Raw genomic sequence first — 21545 nt, forward strand, 5'->3', positions numbered from 1 at the left:
CCCAGCGGGTTTCCGACGATAGGCGCCGACAGCAGGTCCATGATTCTGCTGCGGTCCGCAGTCTCGGCCTCGTCCTCGGACAACTCGGGTAACGACGGCTGTAGCGAAAGGGCCAACCTGTCTTGGTCCGAGGGCGGCGAGCCCCCTGCGTCGGACGTCGTGAGGATGATCTTCAGAGGCTTGATCGCACCGTACCAATTCGGCGGGTCCGGAAGCCGCTCACCGCTGAGAGCCCGGTTCAGCGACTCCTCCGCACTCTGCGGCATCGGCCCCGAGTAGGTCTCTTGCACCGCGGCTGCTATCGACCGCGGGATCAAGTCCCGCAACCGGTCTCCGGCTCGCGCCACTTCCAGCACAAGGTACCTCCGCGACGTGTGGCCCCGAGCCCGGGCGAGGCGGCGCATGACCGGCCGGTCGAAAGCGCCGACCGCGATCAGCGCTGCCTGGACGACCGCCGTCCGACGTCGCCGGCCGGGAGAATCATCGCCACGAAGGTAGATGGTCCTACCGTCCGAATATGCGAGCTCTGTTCCTCCATCACCCAGTCCGACTCGACGGCCCGCGACAGCCCGCACCAGCAGTAGTTCGGCGTCCAGCGCGGGGCCCGCTGCCTTCACCGTCACCGTGCTATTTCCGTTCGAACGGAACGGTGCTCGGAAGATGGGTGTCCGGCGGAACCACAAGCTTTCCGTCCGAGCCGAGGTAAGGCGCGCCTCCGCGCTCCGGGTTGGAATTGTCGTTGCGGTTCAACGGAACCGCGGGCCCGGGACATGCCCGGCCGGTGCCTTCGCCGCAGATTCCGCTGGTGAAATACGACCTCTTCTGCAGATCGACCGGCCACGCCGTGGAATGCATGCCCACCCAGAAATTCGGCACGTTGTAGGTGATGAAGAACAAGCCCTGAACGGCAGCGATCGTCGCCAGAGCGCGCACCACGGTCCGCTTGACGTTTCCGCCCCGGATCTCCTCAGCACCGCGCTCGACGAGCATCTGCCCCTTGTCATTGGTGAAGTAGCGCAAGCACGCGACCCCCGCGAATGTCGCACCGATGGTGAGACCCTCATGAAGCGGATATTTGTGGTAGGTGTCGGCGAAGATTCCCCAGTGCCCGCCTTGGTAGGCGAAAATGCCCATGGGCAGCCACAAAAGTCCTTCGAGCACCACGTCGACGAAGAACATGACGACGTAGCAGACACCCATCAGGCCCAGCTTGCTCATCTGCGGAAACCTCGCCTGCACCTTCCGCATGAGCCAGGATCCGAAGAACATGACGATCACGAAGATGTAGCAGTACGCGAAGGGCGTGAAGAGGATCGGCTCACTCAGCATCGCTCCCGGTCGGCCGAACGAGTTCCACCCCGGGATGCTGTTCACCCAGGAGCCGCGGTTGAACATCCACGTGTTGTAGGTGAACCAGTGGCCGCCGTAGGACGAGATCGGATCCTGGAACCACATGGTCAGGAATGCGATCACGAGCAGCCCGTCGATCCCGATGTGTCGTTCCCGCCACCACGGGCGAATCACGAACCAGTACAGCAGGCTCAACGTCGCCGGGATCGAGGCCACCTGCCAGGCGGTGAGGATCACCTTCATCCAGGTCGGCGGGTCGGACGGTCCCGCAGGCACCCGGACAAAGAACGGACCGCTGACCCAACGGATCAGCACGAACACCTCGAACGCGACGATCAGCGCGCCGAAGAACGCCCAGATGTTGACAGGCAGATTCGGGCGCTGTGTTACGGCGTCATCAGTAGACCGTTCACCAGGCAATGCGTGCCTGCCTGGGCTAGCTTCCGTAGCCACTGCAATCACTCTCCTCAACTGATCGGTGCAAGACGCGGCACCTGGGGCGTCGATGTCTCGAATCCGATGTGACGCCAACCACTTGCAGTCACTTTAGTGTCAGCACCCACTGACGTCAACGGTCGTTCACTGACCCGGGCGCATCGTTGACATGAGTGAGCTTTCCCATAATATTGAGACGATGTCTGCCAAAACACAATGTCCTTGGTTAGCGCGATACAACCAGAGGCATGAGAGGGCCCTGCAGCCCAGTCCGATCACGCCAGGGTCGGGGTTCCGCGAGCAGACAACGATCGTTACCGAATCAGGCACAAAGTTCGGCTCGAATACGTCCCGCACAGCCGCGTCGGGTTGCGCGCACGGAACAGACTCACTTACCGCCGACCGACCAGGCATCCAATGAAACGTCTCGGTGCACAGCGCCTTTGGCCATCACAGTCGAGTCGGCCTCTCCCCGCACTACTCCGATCACTGCCGTACTGGCCGAGCCGACGCCGACTGCTGCGTACGTTCGCATCGGCCGGGCTTATGGACGGAATGTCGTCATCGGAGGCACGCAACCGGGAGTCCGTGCTGTTGCAGCTGGTCGAGTGCGGCGCGCATCCGACTCAGATCATCGACGCCGCCCGGGATCGTCGACTGGGACATCTGCTACTCGAGAGGTCCCTGACCGAAACCGGAACGACGTACACCTTGTCGGAGATCGCGCACGCAACGGGGCTCGAGCAGAATGACATCTCGCGGTGGTTTCGCGCTACCGGTCGCGCCGCGTCGAACATCGATACCGCAGCTGCATACGGACAGGACGACCTGCGTCTCGCCTCCGTTCTGGCCGAATACCGCGAACTGGGCCTCGACGAAGCGACCATGTTCACCGCCGCGCGGGTAATGGGTCGCAACACCTGGGCGGTCGCCGACGTCGCCGAACAGCTGATCGTCGAACGATTAGGAGACAGCCACGACGACCCAAAGATCGCATTGCGGCTCGCCCATGAGCTGAACCGATTCGCCGAGTTCCAGACTCGCATTCTCGCGCATGCGGTGGCGACCAATATCAGGACAATACTGCGCGCCGATGCGACCGATTCGACGGCCGCGGGGGCGGAACCCATCTCAGTCTGTTTTGCCGATCTGGTGGGCTTCACCAGCCTCGGCGAACACATGCCACCGGCCGACCTCGGACAACTCGCCGATCAGCTGGACACCCTGACCACAGATATCATCAAGCCGCCGGTTCGCTTCATCAAAACTCTCGGCGACGCGGTCATGCTGGTGTCTCCCGACACCGACGCTCTCGCCGCCGTGACCCTCGACCTGATCCGGGCCGCCGCACGGGACGCATTGCCACCCATTCACGCAGGCATAGCTCACGGCTACGCCGTGCCCAGCGGCGGTGACTGGATCGGCCGGCCGGTCAATCGTGCCGCCCGCATCGCGGCGGTCGCGTCGCCCCACACGGTTCTCATCGATGATTCGTCACGTCAGCAGATGAGCGGCAACTCGATCAGGACGACGCCTGCGGGACAGTTCGGGCTGAAAGGTCTCGCCGATCCGGTAGAACTGTTCCGGCTATCGACAGCGATCTCACACGAGCAGTAGATGCAATTGCAGTTCGCCGACAAGGAAGCCCAGGATCGCACCGACGGTGACGACCTTCCATTCATCCTGCTTGAACGCCGGCCGCAGCAACCCCTCGAATTCACCGTTGGTCATGAGTTGCATTTTTTCTTGCAGCAGTTCGGTCAGGTCAATGGCGCCCGCAGCGAAGCTACCCAACTCGTCCTTGCGCTCGAGCATCCCGGACACCAGCATCGTGGAGATATCCCCTCGCGCATGCTGGTAACGCTCACTGCCGACAGCTAATTTCATGATGGATTTGATCGGGCCGGTGCGCTCGTCGATGATATTCTCTATCTCTCGATGGATCAGCGCGAGAAACCGATCGGATGACGGACCGGTCAGCATGGTTTCCAGAATATTGGCCGGAGTGAGAATTTCTTCCGAGATGAGCTTGGCATAATCGCGGGTAACCTCGTCACGCCGCTTGATGAACATGCCCTGCCAAGTGACGATGCCGAGGTACTTCTTCGGTTGCAGGGGGCGGAAGATCATCTGCAGGGCCAGCCAGTCGGTAGTCAGCCCGGTCACAGCGCCAAAGGCGGGCATGATCCATGCAGAGTGTGTCGCCGCCCAGACCATCGCTTGAACCACGCCGAGCGCGGCGCCGAACGGGACTCCCATCCTGACGATGAATTTCATCTCGGCACTCCCGATGGTTCTCACCATCTTGACCGTCAAAGCCTTGTCCCGCGTCAGAGCGTTGGTAGCCATCATCCGTATGTCGAGAACGCTGGTTACATTTTCCCTGATGTCGACGATGAGCCGATCCAAGGTAGGCCGAACCGACGATTCCACCTGCCCGATGATGATGCGCTGAACGGCTTCGGGCAATGCTAACCATAACGCCGGCTGCAGGGCCTCCATGACGTCCCGAGTCAATTGACCGACAATTTCGTGCATCGGGATTTCCATTTTTGCCATCAGCTCGTCCAGGTCAATTCTCGAGATGATTTCCTGCGGATCCAGCAGCCGCTTCATCATGAGATCGACAGCTGTGGCCGCCATGCGGGGCGTGTACCGAGGAATGACACCTTGCCACCCGAAATACGGCCTGATCCCCACGAATTCGAGTGGACGAAACATCATTTCGACCGCGACCAGCTTCGTCAGGTATCCAATGAATGCCGCGATGACCGGCATCAGCACGTAGATCGCCCAGTGGTCGCGGAGATCGTCTATGACAGCAGACATCATCGGGTCGACTTCCCCTTCAGGCCGGGCATGTGAACGATAGTTCACGCTCAACCTACCAGCGTCGCCCTCAGTGTGCAGCGGGTCCGAATCCCCTCTGATCACCTGCGGTGCTGCGGATTTGAGGAGGCGACCTGCGCAGTACGGACGTCCACTTGAAAACGTTCACTAACTCGATGGCGCGCAGTCGACCAGGCCCCGGCAAGACCGGTGCGTCGATACTGGTCATCCGAGCATTCGCCAGGCATAAACTGGGAGACCAGCGCGGAATGCACCCTTGGACAGAGCAAGACCATGGCAGCCTCGGACCCGATGGCAACACAACGTGACCGCCCAGCGGACATCGAGAATGATCTGGAGGGCACCGGCTTCGACGACCCGCACGTGGTTGGCCGAGGCGGATTCGGCGTGGTCTACCGGTGCAGGCAACAGGCATTGAATCGCCACGTGGCAATCAAGGTACTGACTGCGACCGCAGACCTGGAACCCGAGAACTTCGAGCGCTTCGTGCGCGAGCAGCAAGCGATGGGCGCATTGGGCGGTCATCCGAACATCGTGCAGATCCTCCAGGTCGGCACCACCGCGAGCGGGTTTCCATACCTGGTAATGCCTTACCACGGCCACGGTTCTCTGGAGGACCGTATCCGTACGAAGGGTCGGCTCCCGGTGGACGAGGCGGTGAGGATCGCGATCAAGCTGGCCGGGGCGCTCGAGACTGCACATCGGGCCGCGATTCTGCACCGCGACATCAAGCCGGGCAACGTGCTGTTGACCGACTATGACGAGCCGCAGCTGACGGATTTCGGGATTGCCCGGATCGAAGGCGGTTTCGAGACAACCGCGGGCGTGGTGACCGGCTCTCCGGCGTTCACGGCACCGGAGGTCCTGCGGGCTGGTAACCCGTCGATAGCCTCCGACGTTTACGGCCTCGGTGCGACGCTGTTCTGCATGATCACCGGCCATGCCGCGTTCGAGCGCCGCTCCGGTGAGCAACTGGTAGCGCAGTTCCTGCGGATCAGTGCCGAACCGCTGCCAGATCTGCGGCCAGAGGGCATTCCCGCCGACGTCTGTGCAGTCATCGAGGCGAGCATGGCCCATGACCCGACAGCGCGCCCGCAATCCGCCGGAGAGTTCGGTGAGCGGCTTCGCGATATCCTGCGCGCTCATGGAGCGCCGGTAGAAGAGATGACGCTACCGACCACAGACGGCGGTGATCCCGACTCGGTGCGGCCACAAGAGTCCGTCAACACATCGGGGTCGATGCCGGTCAACTGGTCTGCATCGGGCCGGCATTCGACCACACCCCCGACACCCGATACCAAGTACCGGCCAGCGGTCTCCGCCAGATCGCTGGTGCACCGTGAGAGGCTGATCGAGGCGCTGCGAGCCAGCGACCGGCCGCGGCTGACCGTCATCCACGCACCGGCCGGATTCGGTAAGAGCACGCTGGCCCTGCAGTGGGCCAAATATCTTGTGGAGGAACAGGATGTCGCCGTCGCGTGGCTGAATGCGGATCGAGACGACAACAACCTCGTCTGGTTTCTCACGCATCTGGTCGAGGCGGTCCACCGTGCATGCCCCGCTCTGGCCCCTTCCCTGCAACAAGTCCTGGAAGAGCAAGGCGAGTCCGCCGCACGGTTCGTGCTCACCACCCTGGTCAACACCATTCATGAACACCGCCAACGCGTCGCAGTGGTCATCGACGATTGGCATCGGGTCACCGATCCCGCCGCTGTCGGCGCTCTGCGGTTCCTGCTGGAGAACGGCTGCCATCACCTCCAGATCATCGTCACCAGCCGGTCCTCTGACGGACTTCCGCTGGCCACCATGCGGGTTCGCAACGAGCTGGTCGAAATCGACTCCACCGCTCTGCGTTTCGATATACCCGAGGCGAGCTCGTTCCTGGTCGACGTGAGTGGTCTTCCGCTCGCGAACAACGAAGTCGCCGAACTGCGCGCCAGCACCGAAGGATGGGTTGCCGCACTGCAACTGGCATCACTTTCACTGCGCGGGCACCATTCCCCCGCCGAGCTGATCAACCACATGTCGGGACGACACCACACCATCGCCGAGTACCTGGCCGAGAACGTCCTGGACGCGGTCGAGCCGGACCTGCTCGACGCACTGCTGGAAACGGCACTGCCCGAACGCCTCAGCGGTGATCTGGCGAGCGCGCTCACCGGCAGGCGCCGCGGACAGGCACTGCTGGAGGAAATCGAGCGACGTGATCTGTTCCTCCGCCGTATCGACGAGGACGGGGAGTGGTTTCGCTACCACCACCTCTTCGTGCAGTTCCTACGGCAACGCCTCGAACGCGACTACCCGGAGCGAGTTCAGACACTGCACCGAGCCGCGGCCGATTGGTTCGCCGAACACGGGATGCTCAGCGAGGCAATCGATCACGCGCTCACAATCGGTGATGACGAGTTCGCCGTGGAGCTCGTCGAAGCTCACGCCATGGATCGTGTGCAACACGCCCAATTCTCCACGCTGCTCGGACTGGTCGCGAAACTCCCATCGGCCAAGACCGCAACCCGTCCTCGACTACAGATCGCACTGGCCTGGGCATACATGCTGCTGCGCAAGCCCGGGGAAATGACCGCGACGCTGCGGCTCGTGGAATCATCGATGACTGCTTCGACGCAAGTCCCTGATTCCGACCTCGCCTCCGAAGCTTCACTTATCGGTGCTCTCGCCAGAGCCCTGGGCGACAACCTGGTTGGTGTGGACGAAGTCGTCACCGATTGCCTGGGCCGCACCGACACCCTCAACCCCTGGACGCTGAGCGCAGCGGCCAGCGCAGCGGGGTTTCTGGCGATCTACCGCTTCGAATTCGACCGAGCCCGGGCATGGCACCACTGGGCCACCCCCTATCACCAGCAGATCAGCGGCAGCTTCAGCCTCATGTACAGCCACTGTTTGGCCGGTCTCGCCGCACGGGAACAACTCGACGTCGGTGCGGCCGAACAGCATTTCCGGACTGCTCTCCAAATCGCGACAACCACATCCGGCACGCAGTCCTACGCAGCGCGGCTTGCCGGCGCGCTGCTCGGTGACCTCCTCTACGAAAGAGACGAGCTCACCGCGGGCGAGCAGTTGCTCGACGAGGTTCACGAGCTCGGAATCGAAGGCGGCATAGTCGAATTCATGATGGCCGCCTACGGGACCGGCGCACGCATCAAAGCACTGCACGGAGATCTGGATGCCGCGCGACAACGCCTGGACGAGGGCGCTCGGGCGGCGCGGACGCTCGCTCTTCCTCGATTGTCGGCCCGCGTCACCAATGAACAGGTCCGGCTCGGACTCCGCACAACTGTTGCCGAAGCTGAGACTGACGGAGACAACGGAATCGCGAAGCTGACCGCCGAACTCAACGAGGATTCAGCAATCCGGTTGTTACGCAACGGCGGGAGCCCCGACCAGCTCGTCGCGGCATGCGAACGCGCAGCGAAACTGAGAGCCTCCATCGACGGCGTGCAGCGGCCGCGAGCCGCGCTGTACGCACAGCTGTTACTGGCGGCCTGTCTCGCGGCCGCGGGGCGGATCGATGAAGGCAAGGACGCACTCGTGCCAGCTCTTGCGACGTGTGCCGATGTCGGCCTCATACGCCCGCTCCGCGACGAGGGCGCCCCTATCAGCTCGCTGATCCGTGTCCTGGAACTCGATCTCTCCGAAGGCAATTGGAAGGATTTGTGGCCACCGGTCCCCTGGACCTTCCTGACTGTTGTCTTGGATAGCTGATCATGACCACGATGACTCGCGGTCATCCGCGGCCAGGCTCATCAGGTGTTCCAGAAGTCGAATCAGAACCATCTTGGCCGATTCGCGATTCCGAACATCGCAGAGATGTATCGGTATGTGAGCATCGATGTCCAGGGCAGCGCGTACTTCATCCTCCTGGTAGATATCCGCCCCGTCGAAACAGTTGACCGCGACGATGAAGGGGATGCCGCGAGACTCGAAGAAGTCGACCGCCGCGAAGCAGTCTTCGAGTCGCCTCGTGTCCGCCAGCACGACCGCGCCGTAAACACCCACCGACAGTTCTCGCCACATGAACCAGAACCGGTCCTGTCCCGGCGTCCCGAACAAGTAGAGGACCGCATGTGGGGCGATCGTGATCCTGCCGAAGTCGAGCGCGACGGTCGTGGTCGTCTTCGATTCGACTCCGGTCAGATCATCTACTGTCGCACCGATATCCGTGAGCAACTCCTCGGTGCGTAGCGGCGGAATCTCGCTGACCGAGTTCACCAACGTCGTCTTACCGACTCCGAACCCGCCGGCGATCAGGAACTTGACGGCCTGCAGTTCATGCAGTGACGGCACGCCGGCACCGTCAGATGTTGCGAACGCCATCGAGCACCGCCTCGAGCAGTCGTATGCCGGGACGGCCGGTAGTAGGCATCGGAGACCGATGGAGCAGATAGCCTGCGCTGATCAGATCACTGACGAGCACCTTCACCGATGCCAACAACAGATTCAATTCAGCGGCAATCTCTGCGATGGACAGCGGCCGTGCTTGGCACATGCGCAAGATATCTCCGTATTCACGGTCCAATGTCGAAACCTCGGCGACGTGCCCGACGGCGACGACCAGGGTGATGAGGTCGAGTTCGTGCATTCCTCGTCCTGCCCGGCCCCGGGTCACCACAAAGGGGCGGACCAGAGGGCCGGGATCCTCGTCGAACCACGAGGTACCGTCGCGGCTCATGTCGTGTAATACGCAGACGAATTGCCGGGCAGCACACGCGGGCTCGCCGACAGACTCTCACCGACCTGCTGCACGATCACGTTCATCTCGTACGCCACCATGCCGAGATCGGCATGTTCCGACGCAAGCAAGGCCAAGCAGGCGCCCGTACCAGCTTCCGTCACGACCAAATAGCCGTATTCCAGCTCCACGACCGTTTGCTGTACCTGCCCTTTGCCGAACTGATTCCCAACCCCGCGAGCAAGACTGCCCAGAGCCGATGCCATCGCCGCGAGATGTTCGGAGTGCTCTCTGAGCAGGGCCCTCGAATGCGCGACGACGAGGCCGTCCGCCGAGAGCACAACCGCGTTCTCGGCCCCCGGCAAACGATCGAGGAGATCGTCCAGTAGCCAGTTCAGTCCGCTCCCGCTGGACGTGTTCATCGCATTGTCAGTCATATTTCGACCATCCGTATTCGCTCATTGCGTTGCACCGAATCCACGCCCCTGCCGCGTGCCGCGCTGCAAGGACTGCATTTTGTTCCGGGCCTCGTCAGGGCTGCGTTCGCGGCGAGGCCCACCGCGAACCACTCCAACGGAAACCGATTCGGCAGCCTCGTCGCGCAACTGCGGCGCGAGGTGGGCTTGACGCTGCCTACGCGGCAGGGGTGCCTTCGAGCGCCCAGGTATGGGACGCGCAATCCCTTCCACCGGAGGTGGATTCGGTTCGCCCCGGCCTACCGGAAGCTCCACTTGCCACGATGCGACGAAGCCAGGCGCGTCCGTTCTCGCACCCGCGTCCGCGGCGGGGACCGACGGCGAGCTCGACCGATAGTGGCGTCCTACCGGCTGAATCGCCTCTCCCCCAATCGGATCGGCGGCCACCGGTTCAGAGCCGCAGTTCCCGTCGAGCACGTCGGTCGGGATCAGCACGATCGCTTTGACGCCACCATAGGCGGACTCCAACAGATTCACGGTGACGTTGTGGCGCTGGGCCAGCTGGCCGACCACGAAGAGACCGAGGTGACGATGCCCGTCCAACGCCATCTCTTGGAAGTCGGGCGGATCCCGAAGCAAATCGTTCAGCCGTTCTCGTTCTTCGAAACGAATACCGAGACCTTGATCCTCGACCTCGACTACCAGACCTTTCCCGACGACGTGGCCCCCGACCGAGACAGCGGAATCCGGCGGCGAGAACGAGGCGGCGTTGTCGATGAGTTCGGCGAGCAGATGGATCAGGTCTGCCACAGCCCTGCCGTGCACTCGTACCTCGGGTAAGCGCACAGCGCTCACCCTTGAGAAGTCACGCGTTTCGGAAATACCGCTACGCACCACCTCCTCCAACGAGACCGATTGCCGCCATTTCCTGCCAGGCGGCTCTCCACCGAGAATCAGGAGGTTCTCGGCATTGCGGCGAGCACGCGTCGCGAGATGATCGAGCTGGAACAGCAGCTCTAGATGCTCAGGATCGTCCTGCTTGGCCTCCGCCACGTCGAGCACCTTGAGCTGCTGGTGAACGACCACCTGACTACGACGCGCGATATCCAAGTAGACCCTGCTGGTTCCGCCGCGGGTCCTCGCCTCGGCCGCCGCAGCGGCGACCGCGGTTCTCTGAGCAGCGTGGAATGCGGCCGCGACCTGCCCGATCTCGTCAACCCCGGTGTCGGCCAACACGAGTTCGGAGTCGACGTCGACAGGTTGCCCGTCACGCAGCCGCTGCACCATCGAGGGCAACGTCCGTTCCGCAAGCTCCAATGTCTCATCCCGAAGCGACCGCAATCGCCCGATCAGTGCACGAGCGAGGTGGATCGCGATCGCGAATGCCCCGGCAGCGAGCCCGAGAATGACGACACCGGCCACAATCGCCCAGATCAACATCCGTTCGGCGGCTGACACGGCCGCGCGTTCGGCGTACCGGAAGTGATCGCCCCACAGGCCACCCAACTCCGCGTCGACCTTGCTCTGGGCGGCCGACCACCCCGTCGGGAGTCGACCCGTCTCGGCGACATCAGATTCGCCGTCGACCAGCAACCGCCATTCATCACTGCCGACCAGACTCCGATACCGGGCCAGTTCGTTGTCGGTCAACTGTTCTGACACCGCGTCGAGCTGGCTACGGAAACTCGCCGCCAACCTGACATAACTGAGCCGGTCCGATGGACTCAAGATATTCCCCACCGCCGCCGCACCGATGCCACCCGCACGCGCTTCGAGATCGGTAACCCGAAGCAGGCTGGCCGCTACAGTCTCCTCGGCTACCGACTCCGGAAATGGCGATGTCCGAGCCGCACCATCGAGTCCGATCGCCACTACACCGACGAGCTTTGTGTAGTAGTCGTCCACATCAGCGGCGTCGAGCTGCCGAGCATCGATGCCGTCCCGCGTCGCGAGAAGTTGCGCGACCAGCGCCCGAAATGCCGGCGAAGACTTGGCCAGAGCGCCAGGGTTGAGGCGCTCCAACCCTGGCGCGATGTCCGACATCTTCTGCACCGCCGCGTCGGTGCCCTTCCGCGCCGCCTGAAGATCAGTCGGTGCCCGCCCCTCACCGCTGACTGCCGCGAGACTGCGCGCCCGCTCGTTCTGTACCGCACCGACGAAGCCGATCACCGGGCCAATCTGAATAGTCAGGCTGTTCGACCACTCTCGTGCATCGATTCCGTCGCGGATCCGAAGCCCAGCGATGACGCCGCCGGTGATGACCAGGGCAAGACACGGGACGAGGACGATCGGGAGCACCCGCATCCGAATCGATCGCGACTGCCCGAAGATTCGCCCGAAACCCCGTACTCGATCGCCCGAACCTGACTTGATTCTCATGACCGCTTACGGTCGGACGTCCGAGCCTCACGGCTCTCCGCCGCTCGTTTCGCCTCGTGGTACCGATGCCCAGCGACTGATGTTCGACCACCTGATGCACCCGGCCGGGTCTGGAAAATCAATGTCCCTCAATCCTCTTCAGTTTTTGATACAAGGACTCTCAGATGTTAGATATCAACCTTGTTGGAGTCAACGATCGTTCACCGAACGAACCATAAGAACAGTTCATTCTGCTGAAACCTGAGACATGATGAGGAAATAGATCCTCCGGTGTCCGTTGCCCCTGCCCCAGGCCGCACCGGTAAGCTCACCCGCTCCGTTCTGCCACCAGACGAACGACGGATCGGCCGCTGACGGCCGAGCGCGGAGGGGGCTCGACCCCGAACGGTGCACAACACCCACGATCCCGATACGAGTCAGGACCATGGGTGCCGATGCGCAATGGTGTACCGGCGGGCCAAGTCTCGGCCGGCTACAGCGGAGTCACACCCGCCATGGACGCCACCGCGCCGTCACGCTCAATCGCGGCATACTCGGGTGCGCGCCACACGAGCCAGGTCATCACCAATGCCATAGCGAGCGAGGTGAATCCGACCAGAATGTACGTCCAGGTCTGAAAGTCGCGCCCGAAGAACAACGTTGACGCGGCGAAGTAGCAGACCGTCATCATCAGGAACCCGCCGCACATGCTGAGCGACATACCCCGCCGGTTACCGCGGCGCAGCACCGACATGATGGCGATCCCCGGATAACTGAGGACCGTCAGCGCGAAGATGCCCAAGTAGATCGGGTCGTCCATCGACTGCTTCAACCAGGTCCACGCCACGAACATCGCCGCACACCCACCCAATAGGCCGACACGGTACTGCCATACCGACAAGGTCGGAGCCAGCTCGTCCTTCGCGTACTTCAGCGTCTGGACGATGAAGGCGATCTCGAAAGCGACCGTGACAATGAGCAAAACCCAGAAGAGCTTGGGGAACCAGTGGTCGAAGTGGTTGAACCAGGTGTCGTAGCGGGCGACGAAGGAGGAGTCGTGCGCGAACCAGAAGAAGGTCAGGAATACCGGGATCGGATAGGTGCGGTGCGCCTTGGCCACTTTGAGGGCTGCGAAGAACCAAATGTAGTTGCCCAGCATTGCCAGGCCGCTGAGAGCGAAGACCGGGACGATATGGGCGTCGAGCGCATCGAAGATCGGCTGAGGATTGCTCATATCAGATGCTCCCCGTCGTAATGGCGCCCACCTGTCGACCGGCCGCCGTCTCGTTCGTCCTTGCCCAGGGCTTGCGCACCGCAAGGCTGACGATCCACGCCAAGCCGACAGCGAACGCACCGCTGCCCAGCGCACCCAACGCCAGATAGACGTGGTTGGTCGTCCCGCTGTGCAGCGAGACGGCCAGCGGTAGCGAGGTCATGCCCTGTGTCGCGAACATGAGCATGGGTATGGCGGGGATGAGCAGCCACTGCTGACGCTTGGGCAGCAGCCGCTCGAGCCCGGCGACACCGGCGGCGATACCGAGACAGAAGGAGACATACGTGAACGGCGTGAAGAACGGGACATCGCCCACCATGAAGGCCTGCGGTCCGTAGTAGATCCAGGTCGGTCCGGCGGTCTCGGTCACCAGGATCTCGAATCCGAGGCAGAACGACAGCGTCGCTAGCCAGGCGGTCCAGAACTGTTGGGCGGTAACACCTTTGGCCGCTCTGCGCAGCAAGGCATATGCCCCGAAGGGGAGATACCAGAAATAGAGGATGCCGATGAAGGCTGGGATGTCGCGCCCGAACGTGTGAATCCACGTGAGCTGGCCGTGCTCGGTGTAGTACACGTGGACGAGCCCATCACCCAGAGCTTCGTAGGGTATGGCCAATCCTGAGCCGATCACGAGGAAGACCAGCAGTAGGTCGCCTCGACGCCGGGACTCGACGACCGCGTAGCCGATGGACAGCAACGCGAGCGCCGACATGCCCACGATCAGCACCAGCTGACCGGTCTGCGGCATCGGGACGTCGGAAGGGACGGGAAACTCCATGGTGAGCTCCTAAACACTCCATGCTCTAGCGAGCAAACACTCGCTAGAGGATAGTGCGCTGGATCACTTTTTTGCAAGACTGTGTCTCAAAATCTCGGGGTCAACGTCGAGAGTCTGGATGAAGCGTCGCGCCGACCAGCATCCGCGTCATTTCGGCCAGCAGACGTTCACCACCGAGTGGACCAGGGAACAGCGTGTCCTCGAACACGGTGGCCGCCACCACCGTGGCGGTGGCGATCCGCACAGCCACCGGCACGTCGAAGTCCAGGCCGTAGGTCCGGGCGATGGCTTGTCCAACGGATTCCAAGCGGGTGAGGGCCGGCTGCGCGCCCGCGGTGAGCGCGTCGGCCGACGCAAGAGCGGTGATCAAGCTCCGGTTCCGGGCGACCAACCCGTGCAACTCGACGACAAACTGCCGCAGGACGATCTCAGGCTCGCCGCCGGGAATCTCCGCCGCCATCCACCTTGCCGTGAAGTCCTCGAGGAAGCGATCGAAGGGGCCGAGTACAGCGGCTTCGTAAAGCTTCTCCTTGGTTGGGTAGATGCGGAACATCGTCGGCTCGGCAACTTGCGCGCGGCGCGCGATCTCCTTGGTCGTCGCACCGTCAAAACCCTTGTCGGCAAAGGTCTCCACGGCCGCAGCGAGCACCAGGGACCGGACCTCTTCGGATGTGCGCCGGGGTCGGCGGGCGCGGCTCGCGGCACGAGGTTCGGGAGTCACGTCATGCGACCTTAGTCGCCGCCCGGAATCCGGCTGAACGCCCAGCCCGAACAGGCGTCGGCTCACCGGCTGCGCACCGGCTGTCCCGTACCGTCGATCTTCGGTCAGCCCGTGATGGTCGCCGAAGATGGTGCAGATCTCGTCGAAGCATGCGACTCATCGCGCGCGTCGGCGCTCCTGCGCAGCGGCGCACCTTCTCGACCAACCCTTTTCGATGCTCGGCCACGGTTGCCTCCGCGTCCGACCGGATTGCCGAGGGCCACGCTATCCTCCGAAGCTTCCCGCCATCGGCGAATTGCGGTGATGGCAAACCGAACTCATTCGACTCTGGTAGCGGAGGCAGATTCGCTTCGCCGTCGCAGGTGGGAGAAGCCGTCAGAAACCTGGGCGCAGCGACTCACCCACGGCCGCCAGGTTGTCCTCCACTCGGCGCAGCAGATACAGGAAGTCACCGCGCTGGCGTTGCGATATTCCTTGCGTACGAATAACCGAGCCTTGCCTTACAACCGCGACACTCGAGTCCGTGGTGACACCGGCTACCTGACCGAGCCGCGCGACGCCCGCAGCGTGGGCCGCTTCCATGTCACCGACCTTCAGATCCAGATCCGGCGCCTGCCCAAGCCGGTCGTCGCCATGGTCGCCGGCTACGCGATCGGTGGCGGGCACGTCCTCCACCTCGTATGCGATCTCACCATCGCCGCCGACAACGCCCGCTGCGGCAGGTGGGACCCAAGGTCGGTTCCTTCGACGGTGGTTTCGGCGCGGGGCTGCTCGCCGAACTCGTCGGAGTGAAGAAGGCCAAGGAGATCTGGTTCATGTGCCGCCAGTACGACGCACAACGGGCACTAGACATGGGATTGGTCAATACCGTTGTGCCACTTGCAGATTTGGAGCGCGAGACTGTCTCCTGGTGTCGTGAAATGCTGGAGATGTCACCATTCGCCCTGCGCCTGATGAAGGCAAGCTTCAACGCCGCCGAGGACGGCCTGTCCGGAATCCAGCAACTGGCCCACGACGCCAACCTGTTGTTCTATGCCACCGAAGAAGCGAAAGAAGGCCGGGAGGCGTAGAAGGAGAAGCGCCGCCCCGAGTTCGAGCGATTCCCGAGACGCGCATAACGCGCAACTCCCGATCAAAACGCAGGTTGCGGCCACTGCGGTTGGATGGCCGCGGTGGCCTTAGCCGCTATTCAAGGGGATAGCTCAGGGCGTACGGGCCTTGAGGTGGGTGCGCTCGCCTTGACGGCCGAACAGAACGAGAAGCTCCACTGTGTGGTCGCCGTCGGGACCGAGCCAATGCGGCATGTGGGTGTCGAATTCAGCGGCCTCGCCCGGCTCGAGCAGCAAGCTCTGCTCACCCAGCAGGAGGCGTAGCCGTCCGGCGAGCACGTATATCCATTCGAATCCGCCATGGGTTTTCAACTCCGGCTCGGTGGCCGGTTTGGGTGGGATAAGCAGCTTGTATGCCTGGACGCCACCGGGGTGAGTCAGCGGAATGTAGGTCATGCCGTCGCGGGCTACCGGGTGTAAATGAATGCGTGGGTCACCGATGCGTGGCGCGCCGACAAGATGGTCGAGAGGGACCGAATAGACCTCGGCGAGTGGTAGCAGCAGTTCCAGCGTTGGTTTTCGAGTGCCGCTTTCCAAACGGGACAGAGTGCTTTCGTTGATCGCTGTTCGTTCTGACAGCGCTGCCAGGGTAATCCCGTTCCGGCGTCGCAACTCGCGAAGCCGGGGACCGACCGCATCCAGTACGTCCTTGTTCGCGCTGGCCATACCTCATCTTGCCGAAACGGCATGAAGCTTTGCAATTTTGCCGCGCGACGGCGCACCGTGATCACAGCGAGTCGATCGCCACGTTGGCTAAGCCTCTGACCTGCCCGTTTCCCATGTGAGGAGTGGTTGCATGACGATGACGAAGTCCGGTGCCACGCCCCAGAGCATTCTGGCGGCGGATCCGCGGCGCTGGCTGGCGTTGGCGGTTGTCTCGGTGGCGACATTGATGGTGGTACTCGACGCATCGATCATCAACATCGCCCTCCCACACGCACAGGCAGATCTGCACATCACCGACGCCAACCGGCAATGGGCGGTAACCGCGTACGCTCTCACCTTCGGCGGCCTGCTGTTGTTGGGCGGTCGCATTGTCGACTTCGCCGGCCGCAAGCGTGTCTTCCTCATCGGACTGATCGGCTTCGCTGCGGCCTCCATGCTGGCAGGACTCGCACCCGATGGCGGGACCCTGTTCGCGGGGCGGGCCTTGCAGGGCGCGTTCGCCGCGTTGCTGGCACCAGCGGCATTGTCGCTGATCGCGGTCACCTTCGTTGATTCTCGAGAACGGGCCAAGGCGTTCGGTGTCTACGGAGCTCTGCAGGGGGCCGGTGGCACGGTCGGGTTGATCGCCGGTGGCGTGCTCACCGAGTACGCGAACTGGCGGTGGTGCCTGTTCGTGAACGCCCCGATCGCCGTGGTGGTCGCCGTGGCCGCGCTGCCGGTCCTTCGGGAAAGCCGCGCCGAGGGCGCACGCCGCTACGACATACCCGGCGCTGTCCTGGTCACCTCCGGTTTGGTCGCAGTCGTATGGGGTTTCACGCACGCTGCCGAATCCGGATGGAACACCATGGAGACCTGGGTCCTCTTGGCGGCAGGCCTCGTACTGCTGGCGACGTTCGTGATCGTCGAGCATCGAAGCGCGCATCCGCTGCTTCCGCTGCGCATCATCTGGGACCGTGATCGTGGTGGCGCCTTCCTGGCCTCATTGTTCACCGGTGCGGGCATGTTCGGGCTGATGCTGTTTCTGACCTACTACCTCCAGATCAATCTCGGCTACCAACCACTGCGGGCGGGGCTGGCGTTCCTGCCCTTCAGCATCGGCATCATCGCCGCCGCCACCTTCGGCGCCCGTCTGGTTAACACGCTAGGCCCTAAACGGCTCATGGCCGGCGGCGTCGCGGTGGCCGTGGTCGGAACTCTGTGGCTGCTCCGGGTCAGCGCCACCAGCGGCTATATTCCGGCCGTGCTGCCTGCGATGGTGCTGACCGGTCTGGGGCTCGGAATCTTCTTCGTCGCTTTGCCTAACACCGCACTGTCGGGCATCCGCCCTTCCGACACCGGCGTGGCCAGCGCGATGATCAGCACCACTCAGCAGATCGGCGGTGCCATCGGCCCAGCCCTGCTCAACACCCTCTACATCGCGGCATTCACCGCTCTTCTGAGCACTCACGGTGGCGCGATGTCGCGAGCGGGGCAACTGGACGGATATGTCCATGGCTATCGCATCGCCTTTCTCGCCAGCGCTGTGTTGTTCAGTCTCGCACTCACGGCCGTCGGCCTACTCATCCGCGACAATCAAGACAGCACGATGTCGACACCACCCACGATCTGACCAATCACCTTCTGACAGAAAGGATTTGACCATGAGCAATGCCACTGATTCCGCGACCTTCTGGGAGAGCCACTACTCCGGCCTCGATCCACAGTGGGGAACCAATCCGAACGCTGTGCTGGCCGAGATCGTCACAGCCCTCACGACCGCCCCTGGCACGGCTCTGGATCTGGGCTGCGGACACGGCGGCGATGCGATCTGGCTCGCCACCCTCGGCTGGGACGTCACCGCCACCGACATCTCGGCCAAAGCCCTGGAACGCGTCGCCGCGGGGGCCGAGGCCGCTGGCGTGGCCGACCGGGTCCACACGGCCCGCCACGACATTGCCCGAACCTTCCCCACCGGCGAGTTCGACCTCGTCTGCGCCATCTACTTCCACACCCCCATCGAAATCCCCCGTGCACAGGTGCTACGCCGTGCTACCGAATCGGTCGCACCGGGTGGGCTGTTCGTCGTGGTGGAACACGCCTCGGTCGCACCCTGGTCCTGGCATGCCGACCAGCACGTTGATTTCCCTCCCCCCGAACAAGTCCTGACCGAACTCAACCTCACCGATAGCTGGCACGTCGAGCGATGCCACGCCCCCCAACGCACCGCCGTCGGTCCTCAGGGGCAAACCGCAACCGTCACCGACAACGTCCTCGCAATACGCCGAACCCGCTGAAAGCCGAATGTGGCCGACGCTGGTGGCTGGTTCGACACCGGCGACAGCCGTAGCGCGACTACATGGCAGAGGAAAACTAGGCCCCGCCGAGTTAGGTGCGCTTATTCGGCCGGGGTCAAATAGTCCAGCCGGGAGCGCAGACAGGAATAGCGCTGGCCGACATGTGCCCCTTTGCCCGCACAGCGATTGATCTGACGATTAGACGGCTCCGACTCGACGCACTGCGGCGGCCTACCGAATCGACTCCATCGAGACGAGCTCTTCGCCAAGGGTCCCCGCTGGACGACGCCTCGTTACCGCCGATGCCACTGATGTCGAAGCCTCCGATCAACAGCTCGACCTCCTCCAGAAATCAGCCGGTTCACTATTGCCGATCACCTCGAAAACGGGTGTCACGCCGCCTGAATGGCACAGGCGTTACGCCAGCACAGCGGTCAACTTCACTTCCAACGTTAGCGCCGAACCGAGCGTGTTCGCGACACGCCAGTCGACTGACGCCCCATCGCGCGTCGGCGTTCCTGCGCAGCGGCCCTGGCCTTCTCGCGGGCGCTCTCGACCATTCTCTTGCGATACTCTGCCGCAGGATCACTGACGCCCTGCCCCCCGATCGAGGGTAGCAAGGCACTCTGCCGTGACTCCTCTTGATTGCCAGCTACTTTCGCCGACATTGGGTTAGATATGCCTGCCAGGGAGCGCTGGGTTTCACGCGCCGGTCCTGCGGCGTACATTGAGTGTCGGGCTTCGATGTTGATGCCGGAGCGGTAGCGCGGTTCACAGTCGAAGCACAGCTTCTTGCCACGGTCGGAGCTGGCGTGGGTTGGCACGAGTTGGCGATAGTCGCCGCAGTTTTCGCACCAGCCGTTGAGATCCGTTGACTCGTTCCTCTGACGGATGACTTCGGGCTCAGGTGCAGGATTTGTGTGGGCCTTTACCCAGGCACTGACGATGGGGCGTACGTGCCGATCGGCGTAGCGCCACTCCTGCCGAAAGATTCCGCGCCCTTGGGTGGGAAAGTGTTCGGCAAGGAATTCAAGGCGTGCATGGGTTTGGTCGGCGAGGCTGTGGCCTGGTGGAAGTTCAGGCAGGCCAAGGCGTCCCAAGCTTCGACACTCTCCACAAAGGCCGTCGTCGCCGCGGCCCGCCTGGACGCGGTCGGTGTGCCGGTCGATGGCGGCGCGTTCCAATCGGCAGGACACACACAGAGTGGTGGCGACATGGGTCAGGGCGTCGAAGTCGTAGTCATGTCGGTCGGTGATCGGTTTGGGGCGCGGTGTGCCTGGGTCGTCGCGTTCGTCCCGAGCCAGGGTCTTCTCGTAATCGTCGATGACCTTGGTGTTCGGGGTCCGGACTCGTTGGCTCGGGTCGACGCGTTTGTTCGGATCGACTCGTTGGTCGACCTTTCCACTCCGATTACCGGGAGCTTCGTCCGCAATCCCAGGGTACGGGTGTGCCGGCTCCGGAATATGTTGGTGTTCTCCGGCTTTGGGGACGCATGCTTCGATAAGGGGACGGTATTGTTCGTTGTCGCGCCAGAGTTTCCGAAGTTTCGTGACCGCGATCGGGTGGGTCTTGAATCGTAGGGTGTTCGCGATTTCCACGATCATGGCCCAGGTCGCGTCATCGGCGCTCGTTTGCAGTTGGCGCAGTTGTTGTTTGGCGGCACGGAGGTCCTGAGCCTGCACCAAGGTCCGGATGGCGTCGATGGAATCGCCCCATGACGGGCCGGGCTGAGGTATGGGGTGGTTCATGAGGACCCGCCTTCCCGCGGTCACAGCCGCCGACGGTGCTGGCGGTCAGTCGACCTGGGTGACTGTCTTCGCCTGGTCTGAGGCGCTTTTCCGGGTTGTTGTGGTGGAGCCGGATGTTCGGATTCCGGGGTTTCGGTCAAGGTGATCCGGTTCGCGTCTCGGCTGACTGCGGTGCGCTGCGCGGCCCGGGACGGGGCATGGGTGTGTACTTGGTCGGGCCGCATCAGATAGGGCGTGTTCGCACGGACGGCATCACGGAGGTGCGTCGCGATGGCCAGGTCGCTGCGGAGTGCGACGAGATCGCTATCGAATTCCCGCAGCTGGGTCGCGACGACATCGGGCACATCTACTGCTATTGGTTCGAACATCGATGGTCCCGATGCCTTGTGCGCGGCGAGGAGGTCGTCGCAGGTGGAAAAGGTGCGAGCCGGTGCGTCACAAGTGGTCGTTTTATCGTCGGTCGCGATGAGCGTGGGCTGGAGGTACCACCGGCCATCATCGAATCCCACGATGGTGGCCGAACGAGGTTGCACCGGATCGATGTAGGTGAGTCGCAGGCCCTCGGTGACCAACTCTTCGAGTCGGCGACGGGCGTCGTCGACAGCGTCATCTAGCCAGGTGCTCGTGCGCGGTGGCGTCAACCAGTCGGCATCGACTTCGCCGACGCTGCGCCTGATCTCATCCAGGCGGCTTCCAATGACGCCGGCTCGCTGGTCGGGTTCTTCGTGCACGGTGGCGTGGAGGTCGGCGCGGTCGGCGAAGTAGATGATGTCCGCGCGGAGGTCGTCAGCACGGACGTAGTGCTCGTATCGGCGTCCGACCGCCCAAGGGTTGACCTGCTCGCGCACGGTGTCCCGGTACGCGTCGCACAGCACATCGAA

General features: G+C 63.0%; 15 protein-coding genes and 1 pseudogene. 5 read left to right on the top strand and 11 right to left on the bottom strand.

Annotation, left to right across the window (positions count from 1 at the left end):
• Positions 1-627: 627 nt before the first annotated feature.
• Positions 628-1881, bottom strand: a complete 1254-nt coding sequence (locus GPX89_RS26665; protein ID WP_157390379.1) for a spirocyclase AveC family protein — start codon at positions 1879-1881, stop codon at positions 628-630.
• A gap of 450 nt (positions 1882-2331) precedes the next feature.
• Between GPX89_RS26665 and GPX89_RS26670 the strand changes: the two genes are divergently transcribed.
• On the top strand, positions 2332-3402 hold the full coding sequence (locus tag GPX89_RS26670; RefSeq protein ID WP_268893359.1) for an adenylate/guanylate cyclase domain-containing protein: 1071 nt from the start codon (positions 2332-2334) through the stop codon (positions 3400-3402).
• On the opposite strand, the gene GPX89_RS26675 is transcribed toward GPX89_RS26670, so the two are convergent.
• Positions 3388-4668: a DUF445 domain-containing protein gene (locus GPX89_RS26675; RefSeq protein WP_198347598.1), complete on the bottom strand. Its 1281-nt coding sequence runs from the start codon at positions 4666-4668 to the stop codon at positions 3388-3390. The genes GPX89_RS26670 and GPX89_RS26675 overlap by 15 nt on opposite strands.
• 240 nt (positions 4669-4908) lie before the next feature.
• On the opposite strand from GPX89_RS26675, the gene GPX89_RS26680 reads away from it, so the two are divergent.
• Positions 4909-8355, top strand: a complete 3447-nt coding sequence (locus GPX89_RS26680) for a serine/threonine-protein kinase (protein WP_157390381.1) — start codon at positions 4909-4911, stop codon at positions 8353-8355.
• Here the strand turns inward: GPX89_RS26680 and GPX89_RS26685 are convergent, their stop codons facing one another.
• From GPX89_RS26685 to GPX89_RS26715, 7 genes are all read right to left on the bottom strand, one after another.
• Complete coding sequence (locus GPX89_RS26685; protein ID WP_157390382.1) at positions 8356-8967, bottom strand: GTP-binding protein; 612 nt, start codon at positions 8965-8967, stop codon at positions 8356-8358.
• Positions 8948-9232 (bottom strand): DUF742 domain-containing protein, encoded by a 285-nt coding sequence (locus tag GPX89_RS26690; RefSeq protein WP_235948040.1) that lies wholly within the window; start codon positions 9230-9232, stop codon positions 8948-8950. The genes GPX89_RS26685 and GPX89_RS26690 overlap by 20 nt, the downstream gene beginning before the upstream one ends.
• An 86-nt stretch (positions 9233-9318) precedes the next feature.
• Complete coding sequence (locus tag GPX89_RS26695) at positions 9319-9759, bottom strand: roadblock/LC7 domain-containing protein (protein ID WP_157390384.1); 441 nt, start codon at positions 9757-9759, stop codon at positions 9319-9321.
• A 21-nt stretch (positions 9760-9780) separates the two neighbouring features.
• Entirely contained in the window at positions 9781-12117 is a 2337-nt protein-coding gene (locus GPX89_RS26700; RefSeq protein ID WP_157390385.1) for a sensor histidine kinase, read from the bottom strand.
• Between the two features lie 472 nt (positions 12118-12589).
• Positions 12590-13330 carry a hypothetical protein gene (locus GPX89_RS26705; protein ID WP_157390386.1) on the bottom strand — a complete coding sequence of 247 codons (741 nt, stop codon included), beginning with the start codon at positions 13328-13330 and terminating at the stop codon, positions 12590-12592.
• 1 nt (position 13331) lies between these two features.
• Positions 13332-14147: a hypothetical protein gene (locus GPX89_RS26710; protein WP_157390387.1), complete on the bottom strand. Its 816-nt coding sequence runs from the start codon at positions 14145-14147 to the stop codon at positions 13332-13334.
• Between the two features lie 100 nt (positions 14148-14247).
• The gene (locus GPX89_RS26715; RefSeq protein ID WP_157390388.1) at positions 14248-14781 is read right to left on the bottom strand and encodes a TetR/AcrR family transcriptional regulator; all 534 of its coding nucleotides are present in this window, start codon (positions 14779-14781) and stop codon (positions 14248-14250) included.
• 597 nt (positions 14782-15378) lie between these two features.
• Here GPX89_RS26715 and GPX89_RS26720 point away from each other — a divergent pair.
• Positions 15379-15938 (top strand): annotated as a pseudogene (locus GPX89_RS26720) (enoyl-CoA hydratase-related protein); the annotation flags it as partial.
• A gap of 132 nt (positions 15939-16070) precedes the next feature.
• On the opposite strand, the gene GPX89_RS26725 reads toward GPX89_RS26720, so the two are convergent.
• Positions 16071-16643: a helix-turn-helix domain-containing protein gene (locus tag GPX89_RS26725; RefSeq protein WP_157390389.1), complete on the bottom strand. Its 573-nt coding sequence runs from the start codon at positions 16641-16643 to the stop codon at positions 16071-16073.
• Between the two features lie 130 nt (positions 16644-16773).
• On the opposite strand from GPX89_RS26725, the gene GPX89_RS26730 reads away from it, so the two are divergent.
• Positions 16774-18252 carry an MFS transporter gene (locus GPX89_RS26730; RefSeq protein ID WP_157390390.1) on the top strand — a complete coding sequence of 493 codons (1479 nt, stop codon included), beginning with the start codon at positions 16774-16776 and terminating at the stop codon, positions 18250-18252.
• Positions 18253-18283: 31 nt separating this feature from the next.
• Positions 18284-18916 carry a class I SAM-dependent methyltransferase gene (locus GPX89_RS26735; protein WP_157390391.1) on the top strand — a complete coding sequence of 211 codons (633 nt, stop codon included), beginning with the start codon at positions 18284-18286 and terminating at the stop codon, positions 18914-18916.
• A gap of 452 nt (positions 18917-19368) precedes the next feature.
• Here the strand turns inward: GPX89_RS26735 and GPX89_RS26740 are convergent, their stop codons facing one another.
• Complete coding sequence (locus GPX89_RS26740; RefSeq protein WP_157390392.1) at positions 19369-20664, bottom strand: hypothetical protein; 1296 nt, start codon at positions 20662-20664, stop codon at positions 19369-19371.
• Positions 20665-21545: the final 881 nt, after the last annotated feature.

This window comes from Nocardia terrae (assembly GCF_009760405.1).
GTDB lineage: Bacteria > Actinomycetota > Actinomycetes > Mycobacteriales > Mycobacteriaceae > Nocardia > Nocardia terrae.